Origin of the sequence: Amycolatopsis sp. EV170708-02-1, from assembly GCF_022479115.1 — a bacterium.
GTDB lineage: Bacteria > Actinomycetota > Actinomycetes > Mycobacteriales > Pseudonocardiaceae > Amycolatopsis.
This window is the reverse complement of the sequence record NZ_CP092497.1, coordinates 8492008-8505305: the sequence shown is the minus strand read 5'-3', so window position 1 is coordinate 8505305 and position 13298 is coordinate 8492008. Positions and strand designations below refer to the sequence as shown.

9 protein-coding genes are annotated in these 13298 nt (G+C 68.9%); 7 read left to right on the top strand and 2 right to left on the bottom strand.

Features of this window, described 5'->3' with window-relative positions; all coding sequences use genetic code 11:
* Positions 1–10: 10 nt before the first annotated feature.
* The 7 genes from asnB (at position 11) to MJQ72_RS38780 (ending at position 10760) form a co-directional block, all read left to right on the top strand.
* A complete protein-coding gene (gene asnB / locus MJQ72_RS38810; RefSeq protein WP_240595913.1) occupies positions 11–1906 on the top strand; it encodes an asparagine synthase (glutamine-hydrolyzing) in 1896 nt (631 codons plus the stop codon).
* 15 nt (positions 1907–1921) lie between these two features.
* Positions 1922–4102, top strand: coding sequence for a bi-domain-containing oxidoreductase (locus tag MJQ72_RS38805; protein ID WP_240595912.1), 2181 nt, complete (start codon positions 1922–1924; stop codon positions 4100–4102).
* Positions 4102–6039, top strand: a complete 1938-nt coding sequence (locus tag MJQ72_RS38800; RefSeq protein WP_240595911.1) for an alginate lyase family protein — start codon at positions 4102–4104, stop codon at positions 6037–6039. Before MJQ72_RS38805 ends, MJQ72_RS38800 begins: the two co-directional genes overlap by 1 nt.
* Positions 6036–7559 carry a right-handed parallel beta-helix repeat-containing protein gene (locus MJQ72_RS38795; protein WP_240595910.1) on the top strand — a complete coding sequence of 508 codons (1524 nt, stop codon included), beginning with the start codon at positions 6036–6038 and terminating at the stop codon, positions 7557–7559. The genes MJQ72_RS38800 and MJQ72_RS38795 overlap by 4 nt, the downstream gene beginning before the upstream one ends.
* Before the next feature lies 1 nt (position 7560).
* Positions 7561–8781 carry an O-antigen ligase gene (locus tag MJQ72_RS38790; RefSeq protein ID WP_240595909.1) on the top strand — a complete coding sequence of 407 codons (1221 nt, stop codon included), beginning with the start codon at positions 7561–7563 and terminating at the stop codon, positions 8779–8781.
* Between the two features lie 165 nt (positions 8782–8946).
* A complete protein-coding gene (locus MJQ72_RS38785; protein WP_240595908.1) occupies positions 8947–10128 on the top strand; it encodes a glycosyltransferase family 4 protein in 1182 nt (393 codons plus the stop codon).
* Complete coding sequence (locus tag MJQ72_RS38780; protein ID WP_240595907.1) at positions 10125–10760, top strand: phosphatase PAP2 family protein; 636 nt, start codon at positions 10125–10127, stop codon at positions 10758–10760. The genes MJQ72_RS38785 and MJQ72_RS38780 overlap by 4 nt, the downstream gene beginning before the upstream one ends.
* Here the strand turns inward: MJQ72_RS38780 and MJQ72_RS38775 are convergent.
* Complete coding sequence (locus MJQ72_RS38775; protein ID WP_240595906.1) at positions 10744–11688, bottom strand: hypothetical protein; 945 nt, start codon at positions 11686–11688, stop codon at positions 10744–10746. The two genes, MJQ72_RS38780 and MJQ72_RS38775, sit on opposite strands and share 17 nt — an antisense overlap.
* A 141-nt stretch (positions 11689–11829) precedes the next feature.
* Entirely contained in the window at positions 11830–13266 is a 1437-nt protein-coding gene (locus tag MJQ72_RS38770; protein ID WP_240595905.1) for a right-handed parallel beta-helix repeat-containing protein, read from the bottom strand.
* Positions 13267–13298 lie beyond the last annotated feature (32 nt).

The window sequence follows — 13298 nt, the reverse complement described above, 5'->3', positions numbered from 1 at the left end:
GCGAAAGTAGATGTGCGGCATCGCAGGGGCCTACTTCTGGCCGGACGGGGGACCGCTCACCGATCGGCTCACCAAGACACTCGCGCACCGGGGCCCGGACGGTTCCGGCAGGTACGACCACGGGGAAGTCCACTTAGGACACCGGCGCCTGTCGATCGTCGACCTGACCGAGACCGGCGCGCAGCCGATGGTCAAGGACGGGCTCGCGCTGACCTACAACGGCGAGCTGTACAACGCGCCGGAGCTGCGGAAGGAACTCGAAGCCGCCGGCGTGCGCTTCCGTGGCACGTCCGACACCGAGGTCTTGCTGGAAGCCTGGCGGAAGTGGGGCACCGATGGCCTGCACCGGCTGCGCGGCATGTTCGCGTTCGGCGTCTTCGACGAGCGTTCCGGCGAGCTGGTGCTGGTCCGTGACCAGCTGGGCATCAAACCGCTGTTCCTGGTGCGCCGCGGCAAGGGCGTCGCGTTCGCGTCGGAGCTGAAGGCGCTGGCCGCCGAGCTGGGCGGTTCGCTGACCGTCGACGACACCGCGCTGGTCGCTTCCCTGCTCTACTACTGGGTCCCGGACGGCCGATGCGCGTTCCGCGAGGCCGAGAAGCTGCCGCCGGGCAGCTGGGCGCGGTTCCGGCCGAACGGCGACGTCGAGCGTGGCACCTTCTGGTCGCTGCGTCAGGTCGCCGAAGAGGGCGCGGCCTATGAAGGCGAGTTCGACCTCAACGCCGTCATCGAGGACTCCACGCGCAAGCACCTGATCGCCGACGTGCCAGTCGCGACGTTCCTTTCCGGCGGGCTCGACTCCAGCTACCTGACCGCGCTCGCCGCGCGCGAGCGGCCGGGGATCTCCGCGTACACCATCGGTTTCCGGGCCGAGGACGCGAAATTCGAGGCGATGCCGGACGACCTGATGTACGCGAAGAAGGTCGCCGCGAAGTTCGGCGTCGACCTGCACGAGATCGAGATCGCGCCGCAGGTGCTCGACCTGCTGCCGCGGATGACGTATCACCTCGACGAGCCGATCGGCGATCCGGCGGCGATCAACAGCTACCTGATCTGCACCGCCGCCCGGGAGGCCGGGGTCAAGGTGATGCTCTCGGGGATGGGCGCCGACGAGCTGTTCGCCGGATACCGCAAGCACCTCGCGAACAAGATCGCCGTGCGGTACCAGCGGGTTCCCGGGCTCGTGCGGCGACCCGTCGAGTCCCTTGTGGACAGACTGCCGGTGGCGACCTCGAAACGCGGCTTCCGGTCGGTCCGGTTCGCCAAGCGGTTCCTCTCGTTCGCGGAACTGCCCGAGGAGACCGCGTTCCGGCGCAGCTACACGATGTACGACCAGGCCGAACTCGCCGGGCTGCTGAACCCGGACCTCGCGGGCGCCGTCGACGACGTGATCACCGAGCACGCGGACACCTATCACGACAACGCGTTGTCGGATTTCGTGAACCGCATGTGCCTCGCCGATTCCCGGCTCTTCCTGCCCGGGCTCAACCTCGCCTACACCGACCGGTCCAGTATGGCCGCCTCCACCGAGGTGCGGACGCCGTTCGTCGACATCGAGGTCGTGAAGGCCGCGTTCCGGATCCCCGGCGACAAGAAGATCGTGAAGCGCCAAGGGAAGATGGCGCTCAAGGAAGCGGCGCTGTCCATCCTCCCCGCCGAGATCGTGCATCGGCCGAAGGGGCTGTTCAGCGCGCCGCTGCGGGCTTGGATGAGCCGCGACCTCGCGCCTCTGGTGCGCGAGGTGACGAACGAAGGTGAATTGGTGAAGGCCGGGTTCCTCCGTCGTGAGGCCCTGCAGAGGCTCGTCGACGAAGACGCGTCCGGGCAGCAGGACCGGTCCAAGCATCTCTGGCACATCTTGACCCTCGAGTACTGGTACCGCGGCGCCGTTTCGGCCCGGACCCCCTGATCGCTGAGGAGCGACGTGAAGCAGGTAGTGCAGAACTACAAGAGCGGGGAGCTGGCGCTCCTCGACGTCGAAGTACCCGCGTGCAAACCGGGGGGTGTGCTGGTCCGCACCGCCTATTCGCTGATCTCCACCGGCACCGAGATGATGAAGGTGTCCGAGGCGAGCCTTTCGCTGGTGGGCAAGGCGAAGGCCCGGCCGGATCAGGTCGCGAAGGTGATGCAGAGCGTCGCCACGAACGGGCTGGGCGCCACCTACCGCAAGGCGATGAACAAACTCGACTCGTACACGCCGCTGGGGTACTCGCTGTGCGGCGTGGTCGAGGAGGTCGGCGCGGGCATCGACGACGTCGCCGTCGGGGACTACGTGGCGTGCGCGGGGAACGAGCACGCGCTGCACGCGGAACTGAACTGGGTGCCCAAGAACCTCTACACCAAGGTGCCGGACGGCGTCGACCCGCGGCACGCCGCGTTCGGCACGGTCGGTTCGATCGCGATGCAGGGGGTCCGCCAGGGCGAACCGCAGATCGGCGACATCGCGCTGGTCATCGGGCTCGGCCTGATCGGCCAGCTGGTCGTGCAGCTGCTGGTCGCCTCCGGGGTCCGCGTGGTCGGCGTCGACCCGGACCCGGCCCGCTGCGCGCTCGCCGAACAGCTCGGTGCCCTGAAATGCGGTGACCCGGCGTCCGGCGTCGTCGACACCGCGGTCGCGGAGATCAGCTCCGGGCACGGCGTCGACCAGGTGTACCTCGCCGCGGGCGGCAGCACGAACGAGCCGGTGGAGCTCGCCGCGAAGCTCGCCCGAGACCGCGGCCGCGTGATCGACATCGGCAAGTGCTCGCTGAACCTGCCGTGGAACGCCTACTACGAAAAGGAACTCGACGTCCGGTTCTCCCGCTCGTACGGCCCCGGCCGTTATGACCCGGAGTACGAACTCGAAGGCCGCGACTACCCGATCGGCCAGGTCCGCTGGACCGAGCGCCGCAACCTCGAATGCGTCGTCGACCTGATGGGCAGCGGCCGTCTCGACGTCGAGCCGCTGATCTCGCACGTCTCGGCCTTCTCCGACGCCGTGGAGACGTACCGGAAGCTCAACGAGGGCGAGCTCAAGGCCGTCGCGGTGCTGTTCGAGTACGAGAAGCGCGCCGTCGCGGCCACCGAACAGGTCTCCGCGGTCACCCTGCCGAAGACCGCGTCGGTGCGGGCGGTGCCCAAGGGCGGCGGCTTGCGGGTCGCGTTCGTCGGCGCGGGCAACTACGCGTCTTCGATGCTCCTGCCGCATCTCGCCGAGATGGAGGGCGTCGATCTCACCGAGGTCGTCACCACCTCCGCGCTCTCGGGCGCGAACGCCAAACGCAAGTTCGGCTTCGCCCGCGCCACCACCGACCTCGACACGATGCTCGAAGACTCCTCCGTCGACGCCGTGTTCATCGTGACCAGGCACAGCTCGCACGCCGAGCTGACCAGGCGCGCGCTGCTCGCGGGCAAGGCCGTCTTCGTGGAGAAGCCGCTCGCGCTGTCGGAGAAGGAACTGGAGATCGTGCTCGGCGCGATCGAGGAATCCGGCAACGACCGGCTCCAGGTCGGGTTCAACCGCCGGTTCGCCCCGCTGCTGAACGAGTCGATGCTCCACTTCGGACCGCGGATCGGCCCGGCCTCCGTGCGGTACCTGGTCAACGCCGGCCAACTCGACGCGAACAGCTGGTACAACCAGGCCGACAGCGAGGGTTCGCGGTTCGCGGGCGAGGGCGGCCACTTCATCGACACGGTCAGCTGGCTGCTCGGCTCCGACCCGGTCTCCGTCTACGCCACCGCGACCCCCGGCCACCAGGACCTGCAGATCCTGCTGCGCTACCCGGACGGCTCGACGGCGTCGATCGCGTACACCACCAGCGGTTCGCCGGCGTTCCCCAAGGAGACGATCGACGTCACCGCCGACGGCAAGGTGCTGAAGTTCGACGACTTCGCGCGCGCGTCGGTGTTCGGCCGCAAGAAATGGGCGAGCTCCCGCATCCCCAAGGGCCGGGACAAGGGGCAGGCCGCCGAGCTCGAAGCGTTCGTCAACGCGCTGACGACCGGCGTGTCGATGCCGGTGTCTGTCGAGTCGCTCGTTTCGACGACGCTGGCCACGCTCGCGGTCGGCCGCAGTCTCGAAACCGGTTCCGTGGTGCGGATCAACGCCAAGGAAGGTCTCGGCTGATGGATCCGTCCTGGTACCTGCGAAGACTGTCGAGGATGGGGCCCGCCGAGATCGCGGGCCGGGTCACCGACGTCGTGCGCAAACGCCAGTGGCGCGGGGTCGCGGGGGAGAAGGCGGCTTGGCTGCCGGACCGCGGGTTCGCGACGGTGCCCGGTGAGGACGTCCTCGCCGGTGTCTCGGGCGAGGCGGTCAAGGATCTGCTCGTCACCGCCGACCGGCTGATGGACGGGCGCGCCGAGTACTTCGGCGTCGAGCGGGACGACCTCGCCGATCCGGACTGGTCGTACGACCCGAAGACCGGGCGCCGCGCACCGTCCGATGTGTACTCCTTCGACATCCCGTACCGGAGCGAGGAGACCGTCGGCGACATCAAGCAGATCTGGGAGCCGTCGCGGCACCAGCATCTCACCGTGCTGGCCGCCGCGTATGCCCTGACCGGCGAGGACCGGTACGCCGAACGCGTGGCCGTGCACCTGAACTCGTGGTGGGCGGCCAACCCGCCGATGCGCGGGGTGCACTGGGTCAGCGGGATCGAACTCGGTATCCGGCTGCTGTCGTGGGTGTGGGTCCGGCGCCTGCTCGGCGGATGGGCGCAGGCACCGGCGCTGTTCGAGGACAACCCCGTGGCGCTCAACCAGATCTGGCACCACCAGCGCTGGCTGGCGGCGTTCCCGAGCCGGGGTTCCTCGGCGAACAACCACGTGATCGCCGAGGACGCGGGGCAGCTCGCCGCGGCCTGCGCGTTCGCCTGGTTCCCCGAGTCCGGCCGGTGGCGGGATTCGGCGCTCGCGTCGCTGGACAAGATGTTGCGGCACAACACCTTCGACTCCGGCCTCAACCGGGAGCTCGCCACCGAGTACCACGGCCTCGTCCTGGAACTGGGCCTCGCCGGGGCGCTGGAAGCGAAGGCCGCCGGTGTCGCGGCGCCCGAGTCGACCTGGCTCGTGCTGCTCCGGATGACCGACGCGCTCGCGTCCATTGTGGACAATCGGCTGCGGCCGCCGCGGCAGGGTGACGCCGACGACGGCTTCGGGCTGATCGTCGACGGTGACGAGACCAGCCGCTGGGCTTCGCTGATCGGCACCGGGGCAGTCCTTTTCGGACGGTTGGACTGGTGGCCGGAGACGCCGGACGGGGACGTCCGCACCCAGCTCTTCTCCGCGCTGGCCAAGGACATCCAGGTCGACGCGCGGCGTCCGGTGCGGCGGCGGGACGACTTCGCCGACGCCGGGATGACCATCCTGCGCGACGGCGGGATCTGGTGCCGGTGCGACGGCGGCCCGCACGGCTTCCTGTCGATCGCCGCCCACGCGCACGCGGACGCGCTCTCGGTGGAGGTCCGGCACGACGGCGTCGACATCCTCGCCGACCCGGGGACCTACTGCTACCACGGCGAACCGGAATGGCGGTCGTACTTCCGGTCCACGGCCGGGCACAACACGCTCGAACTCTCCCGCACCGACCAGTCCGTCTCCGGCGGGCCGTTCCTGTGGACGAAACACGCGGTCACCACCGTGATCGCGGCGGGAACGCCGTCGCGCTGGAGCGCGGAACACGACGGCTACGCGCCGTCCGTGCACCAGCGTTCGGTGGAGCTCGATGGCACCGAGCTCAGGATTCTCGACGAGGTCCGCGGCGGCGAGGCACAGCACTGCCGTCTCGCGTTCCATCTCGGACCGGCTGTCGAAGTCGCCTTGACCGGGAGCAAGGCCGTCCTGTCGTGGACGGTCGACGGCCAGGACAGGACGGCTTCGTTCGAGCTCCCACCGGAGCTCACCTGGTCGGCGCATCGCGGCGAAACCTCGCCTCCGATGGGCTGGTACTCGGCCGGGTTCGGCCGCCGCGAGCCCGCGTGGACCCTGCTCGGCAGCGGAACCGGAGCCGCGTTCACCAGCGTGCTCACCTTCGAATCAGGTAACGAGGATCCACCATTGTGATCGCACGACCGCACCGCCTCCGCCGGGCAGCGCTTCTGGTGCTGCTCGGCTCGTTGACGCTCACCGCCTGCACCACCCCGGCCGAGGAACCGGGACCGGATCCGGCCAAGGCGCCGTCCGGCTCCGTCGCGCAGGTGTGCGACAAGCTGCCGGAGGGCCCGGCCGAAGCGCCGCCGGGTGCGGTGAAGATCGATCCCGCGGTGCCGGGCGACCTCGCCACGAAGACCCGCTCGAACCCGGCCGAGACCACGTTCTGGCTGGCACCGGGTACGCACAGACTCGGCGACGACCGCTACGACCAGGTCAACCCGAAGCCGGGCAACGTCTACATCGGCGGTCCGAAGGCGGTCCTCGACGGCCGCAAGATCAACCAGTACGCCTTCTCCGGCGACGCCGCCGACGTCAAGATCCGTAACCTGACCGTCCAGGGTTTCGCCGCGCCGCACGACGAAGGCGTGGTCAACCACGATTCGGCCGACGGCTGGGTCATCGAGCACAGCACCGTCCAGGACAACGACGGCGCGGCGCTGATGGCGGGCGCGCGGCAGCAGGTGCGAGGGAACTGCCTGCGGCGCAACGGGCAGTACGGGATGAACGCCTACGCCCAGAACAACAAGATCACCGGCCTCGTCGTCGAGGGCAACGAGATCTCCGGCAACAACACCGGGGACTGGGAAGCCAAGATCGACGGCTGCGGCTGCTCCGGCGGGATCAAGTTCTGGTCGGTCGACGGCGCCGACGTCACCGGCAACTGGGTGCACGACAACCGCGGCGTCGGCTTGTGGGCCGACACGAACAACAACGACTTCCGCATCGAGGCGAACGTCATCGAGAACAACGACGGCTCGGCGCTGATGTACGAGACCAGCTACAACGCCGTCATCGCCGGGAACACCATCCGCCGCAACAACTGGGTGGACGGCAAGCGCTACATCGACCGCGGCGACAGCTTCCCGGTGGCGTCGATCTACGTGTCCGAATCCGGCGGCGAGCCGAGGGTGAAGGCGCGGACGGACAAACTGGAGATCTCCGGGAACACGTTCGAGAACAACTGGAACGGCGTCACCCTGTGGGAGAACTCCGACCGCTTCTGCAACAGCCCGGCCAACACGTCGTCCGGCTCCTGCACGCGGCTGGTTCCGGAGCAGGCGAAATGCGCGCAGCCGGCGATCGCGGCGGGTGGCCTGAACGCCGACTGCCGGTGGAAGACCCAGCGCGTCGAGATCCACCACAACCGGTTCGTGCTCGACCCGGCCGTCGCCGGCTGCGAGGAGAGCTGCGCGCGCATGGCGATGCTCGCGAACTTCGGCACGTACCCGGAGTGGTCGCCGTACAAGGGCGAGGTCGTCCAGCAGGCGATCACGTTCCACCAGGGCAACCGGCTCTACGACAACGTCTACTCCGGGCCGTGGAACTTCGTCGCCTTCGAGCCGAGCCGAGTGCTGGGCTTCGGCGAATGGCAGGGCGCGCCCTACAAACAGGACCAGGGCAGCAAACTGACCCGTGCGGGAGGTGGCTGACATGCTCGAATCCGCGGTCCGTCCGGCGGCGATCCGCAGCACCCCCAAGGCGGTCTCCATCGCCTGGACGTTGCTGATCATCAACACGCTGGGCTCGACAGGGGCGAAGACGGTCATCCCGCTGCCGAGGTCGGTCAGCCAGCTGATCACGATGGGCGCGCTGGGCGCCGCGTTCGTGATCGCGCTCGCGCTGAACGCCAGGCTGAAGATCAGGCCGAGCGCCTATCTCTTCCTGCTCACGGTGCTGCTGGTGCTGAGCGTGGTCGCGAGCCTGAACCTGGAAGGCGGCTTCGGCGCGCTGTTCCGCTGCTTCCGGTTCGCGCTGTTCATCAGCACGCTGTGGTTGCTGACCCGCTGGTGGAACGGCGGCCTCGACCTCGTCCGCACCCATATCCGGGCCTACGGCGTGGTGCTGGTGACGGTGGTGATCGGGCTCGCGCTGGGCCCGGGCAACGCGCTGCCGTTCGAATACGGCGGACGGCTCACCGGCACGCTGTGGCCGCTGACGCCGCCGCAGGTCGGCCAGTACGCGGCCATCGTCATCGGCCTCACGGTGCTGCTGTGGCTCGGCGGGAAACTGGAGCGGCGGAACGCGCTGGTGGTCATCGTGCCGTCGTTCGCGATCCTGCTGCTGACCCACACCCGCACCGCGATGCTCGGCCTGGTGGCCGGGACCGTGGTGGCGCTGATGTCGCAGTGGATGTCCAGTGCCCGCGCGCGCAAGGTGTTCACCGGGCTGGTCCTGGTCGGGGTGTTCTGCGCGGTGGCGCTGAGCGGGCTGCTGCAGACCTGGTTCCTGCGGGGCCAGTCCGAGGAGAACTTCTCCAGCCTCACCGGCCGCGCGAAGGTGTGGGACGCGCTGCTCGACGCGCCGCGGACGACGCTCGAGTACCTGTTCGGCGTCGGACTGACGGACAAGTCCTACGACGGGCTCCCGATCGACAGCAGCTGGCTCGCCGTCTACCACGAGCAGGGCTATGTCGGGATCGCGATCGTGGCCGCGTTCCTGCTCGTGCTGATCGTGGTCGCGGTGCTGCGCCCGCCGTCGCCGGCCAGGGCCTGCGCGATCTTCCTGATCACCTACTGTCTTTCCGCCTCCTACACCGAGGCGGGCCTCGGCGACGCGTCGCCGTACCTGCTGCACCTGGCGCTGGCCGCGTCGCTGCTGGTACGTGCGCCCGCCGAGCAACCCGAATTCGTCAAGGATGGTCGGCGGAGCTGAAGATGGACGGCGAAGAGTGACCACACGCGTGAACCCGCCCCGGCCGAAGGCCCCGCTATCGCGGTGGCAGGGCGCCTCGCTCGCCACCGTGAGGCGGTCGTCCAGGCGGCGCCCTGCCGACGTCGATCGCGGTGGCGGGTTCACCACAGAGATCAAGGAGCCCGCGTGAAGGTCCTCGTGATCCACAACCGGTACCGATCCGAGCAGCCGAGCGGCGAGAACAACGTCGTCGACCAGGAGACCGCGCTGCTCGCCGAGGCCGGGCACGAGGTGGACCTGTTCGAGCGGCGCAGCGACGACATCGCGGAAATGTCGTTGCCACGCAAGGCCGTCGTCCCGCTGCAGGTGCCCTGGAACCGGGCGGTGCGCGCGGAACTGGCCCGGCGCCTCGCCGACGACCGGCCGGACGTCGTCCACATCCACAACACGTTCCCGCTGCTTTCGCCGTCCGTCCTGGCCGCGTGCGCGGACGCCGGGGTGCCGACGGTCGCGACCGTGCACAACTACACCCTGATCTGCCCGCCCGGCACGCTCTATCGCGAGGGCTACATCTGCACCGACTGTGTGGGGCGCAAACCGATCCCGGCGGTGCGGCACGGGTGCTACCGCGGTTCGGGGCTCGCCACCGTGCCGATGGCGGCGAGCATGGTGCTGAACCGCAAGCGCTGGTGGTCCGGGGTGTCGAAGTTCTTCTGCATCTCGCGGGCGCAACGCGAGATCCTGATCGCCGCCGGGATGCCCGCCGACCGGCTCGCGGTGAAGTACAACTACGTCACCGACCCGGGCAAGACGCGCAAGGGCGCGGGGGAGCACCTGCTGTTCCTCGGCCGGATCACCGAGGAAAAGGGCATCGGCCTGCTGATGAAGGCCTGGGACCTGCTCGTCGCGGCGGGCGGTCCGCTGCCGCCGCTGGTGATCGCCGGCACCGGCCCGATGCAGGACGGGGTCGCGCGCTGGGCCCACGGCCGGGACGACGTCCGCTACGTCGGCCTTCAGTCCAAAGTGGAGTGTCAAGACCTGATCGTCCGCTCGAACGCCGTCATCGCCCCGTCCGAATGGCTGGAGGCGTTCGGGCTGGTCGTCGTCGAGGCGATGGCCGCCGGCGTCCCCACCGTCGCCGCCGCCCACGGCGCCTTCCGCGAGCTCGTCGAGGACGGCGTCACCGGCCTGCTGCACGACCCCGGCGACGCCGAGTCCCTCGCTGCTCGCTTGCGGGAGATCGTCGGCGACGCCGAACGGAACCAGGAGATGGGCTGGGCGGCCAGGCTGGTGTACGAGCAGGAGTTCACGCCGAAGGTCGGCCTCGAACGGCTCATCGGCGGCTACCAGGCCGCGATCGACGCGTGATCACCGGACCGCCCGCGATCCCGCCGCGGGCGCGAATCCCGCTCTGGACCCTGGGCACCTTCGGCTTCGTCGTCGCCCTCGTGCTCGGCGTGCGCTACGCCGGTAGCTCGCACACCGCCGGACTGGACGCCCTCGTGCTCCCCGTCGTCGACCGCGTCGAAGGCCCGCTCTGGTACCTGGCGACCGCCATCGACTTCGCGGGCGAACCGGTGGGCGCGGTCGTGGTGATCGCCCTGTTCGGCTGGCTGTGCCTGCGGCACCGGCGGCCGCGGATCGCGATCCTCACGGTGGCGGCGAGCGGCGTGACGGTGGCGCTGACCACCGGACTGAAACCCCTGGTCGGCAGGCTGATCCATGGTGAGTTCCTTTCGTATCCGAGTGGGCACACGGCCTTCGCGGTGACCGTCGCGGCCGTCGTGGGGTTGCTGGTGATCGACGTGCGGGGGCTCGGACCCGTCGGTGGGGCTCTGGTGCTGGTGGGGCTGGTCGCGTTCGCGGGGCTCGCGATGGGTTGGGCTGAGGTGGCGCTGGGGGCGCACTATCCGACGGACACCTTCGGAGGGTTCGGGGTCGCTGTCGCGGTGGTTCCGGTGGTGGGGTGGGCGGTGGACCGGCTCACGCGGCCCGCCTGACATCCGGCCGCGGCCGGGCCCGCGCCGTCCGGAACGCGGCCTTCAGCTCACGCTCGACCTGCGCCGGCTCCGTACGCAGGCGAGACGGCAACGTCTGGAGCACGACGATCCCCGCGGCGACATAACGCGCATTGCGTGCGACGGTGGCGCGATGACCGTCGAGGCCGGCGTGGTGACGGCAGGAATCGATCTCCCAAGCGAAGGCGCACTCGTCGCACCAGAAGTCCGGGGTGGCGATGTAGTTGTCGTTCGCGTCGAAGATCGGGACGTTCCAGCGGCCCGGCGGGAGGCCGGATCTTCGCCAGAGCCGCCAAGCGTCGGCTTCGGCGACGGATCTCGCTCCGCCGAGGAGCGGGGTCAGGGCCCTTCTCGGTAGTGCGGTTCCGGTTCGACCTGCTTGGTCCAGTTCGTGGGTGAGCATTTCGGTGGTGCAGAAGCGGCGTTGGACGGACTCGGCCATCATCGCCTGGATCTCGTCTTCGGCGGTGAGTTTTCGGGCGGCGTCGATGACTGCTCGGGGGACGGGGGCGACGGGGAGGTCGCCGCGGAGGTGGGGGCGCGGCAGGTGCCGGGTCCGTTCGACGTGCACGAACCCCGTCGTGGCGATCCTGCGAGCGGCGGGCACCAGGATATGTACGTCCTGTGGCGGCGGAGGCCTCTCCAAGCCATGACGGCGGAGCGCCCAGAGACCGGTCAGGACCGCGCCTTCGCGGCCATGGAGCAGCGACGCCTGGAGTCGCTGCTCGTCCGTGGGGTTTCCGTTGTGAAGCAGAACGATTCGCGGCAGCAGGCGTTGCCAAGGGCCGCCGGAAGCACATCGGCGTGAAATGGTCCGGCCCGGCACGCCGGCGGCCTCGAGCGCGGCCGAGCGGACCACCATCGGGCCTTGGGTGAGCATGGGGTCGGTCGACCAGGTTCCTCGTAGCACCCGATCACCATGCGGCCGACCACCGACAGTTTTGCTCTTCAGGGTGCGTGAATGGTCCGGTCACGAAAATTTCTTTGCGAGCGTGGAGGATTTAGGACGTTGAACGTCCCAAATCCTCCACGCTCGCGCCAGGCGGGCCGCTCAACACCCGCCATCCCCAAAAGAACTACAAGCATCCTGCAAGTAAGGAGCCCCCTGCCACCCCGAAACCCCCACAGTCCGCGAAGTGTCATGAACGACGAACCGCCACTCACCCGAATAAGCGTTGTCGTACCACCGGTTCTCCTGCCGGAAAGTGACAGCGTCCGAAACGGAAGACCCCCGATAAGGCGACCACTCCGGATAAGTCCCGAAGTTCGCCAAAAGCGCCATCCGCCCGCAGTATCCCGAGCAGGAAGACCCGTGGGAGAACTGGTTGCCGTGGATCGAAACCCGCTGCGTCTTCCACCGGCAGTCGTCGTAAAGCGGACGCGACGCGATCCCGGGCGCCGAACACGAAGAGACCGAAGGGACGAGGAGCGTGCAAGAGCCGGACGACGTGTTCGCCGGGCTGTTGCAGAAGCGGTCCGCGTTCTCCCACAGGGTGATCCCGGACCAGTTGTCCTCGAAGACGTTGTCGGTGATCTCCACCAGCGAAGTCCGGGCCGGCACCCTCGGCTCGCCGCCGGATTCCGAGATGTACACCGTCCCGACCGGGAAATCGTCCCCGCGGTCAGCGAAGGCCCGGCCCTGCACGAGGGTGTTCCGTCGGAAGGTGTTCCCGCGGACCACGACGTTGTAGGAGATCTCGTAGAACAACGCCTCCGCCGCGTTGTCCTCGATCAGGTTGTCCTCGATGAGGAAGTCGTTGTTGTTCGTGTCCGCCCACAGTCCGGCGCCGTGGTTGTGATGCACCCAGTTGCCGCGGATGTCGGCGCCGTTCACCGCCCAGAATTTCGCGCCGCCGCTGCAGCCGCAGCCGGGTTCCTTCGTTTCCCAGTCGTCGGTGTTGTTGCCGGTGATCTCGTTGCCCTCGACGAGCAGCCCGGTGATCCCGTCGCCCGCCCGGTACGCGTTGATGCCGTACTGACCGTTGTTCCGCAGGCAGTTCCGGAGGATCTCCTGACGCGGTCCCGCCATCATCGCGGCGCCGCGGTTGTCCTCGATCGTGTTGCCTTCGATGGTCCAGTGTTCCCCCGAGTCGTGATTGACCACGCCTTGATCGCGCGGCGCCGCGAAACCGCGGATCGTGAGGCCGCGGATGACGACGTCGCGCGCCTGCTGGGTGAACGCGTAGCGGTTGACGCCGCCACCGTCCAGTACGGCACCGGGGGCGCCGAGGTAGGCGTTGCCGTCCTTGGGGATGATCTGCCCGAACTCGTCCGGGCCCAGCGTGTGCTTGCCGTCGGTCAGCCAGAACGTCGTGCCGGCGGGGAGTTCGCGGGTCTTCGCGGAAAGGTCCGTTCCCGGGGAGACGACCACGGCGCCGTCCGGTTTCCCCGGGCTCACCGGTCCCGCAGCGCAGGCCGCGACAGGAGCCGCCGAGGCCGGGACGACTCCTGTCACGAGCAGCAGCACCATTACGAGGAACGTCGGCATACTGAAAACGGTAAGCCAGTATGGACCGTCCC

Coding starts and splice junctions, on each gene's coding strand:
- asnB (WP_240595913.1), top strand. CDS start 11: ATGTGCGGCATCGCAGGGGCCTACTTCTGGCCGGACGGGGGACCGCTC.
- MJQ72_RS38800 (WP_240595911.1), top strand. CDS start 4,102: ATGGATCCGTCCTGGTACCTGCGAAGACTGTCGAGGATGGGGCCCGCC.
- MJQ72_RS38790 (WP_240595909.1), top strand. CDS start 7,561: ATGCTCGAATCCGCGGTCCGTCCGGCGGCGATCCGCAGCACCCCCAAG.
- MJQ72_RS38770 (WP_240595905.1), bottom strand. CDS start 13,266: ATGCCGACGTTCCTCGTAATGGTGCTGCTGCTCGTGACAGGAGTCGTC.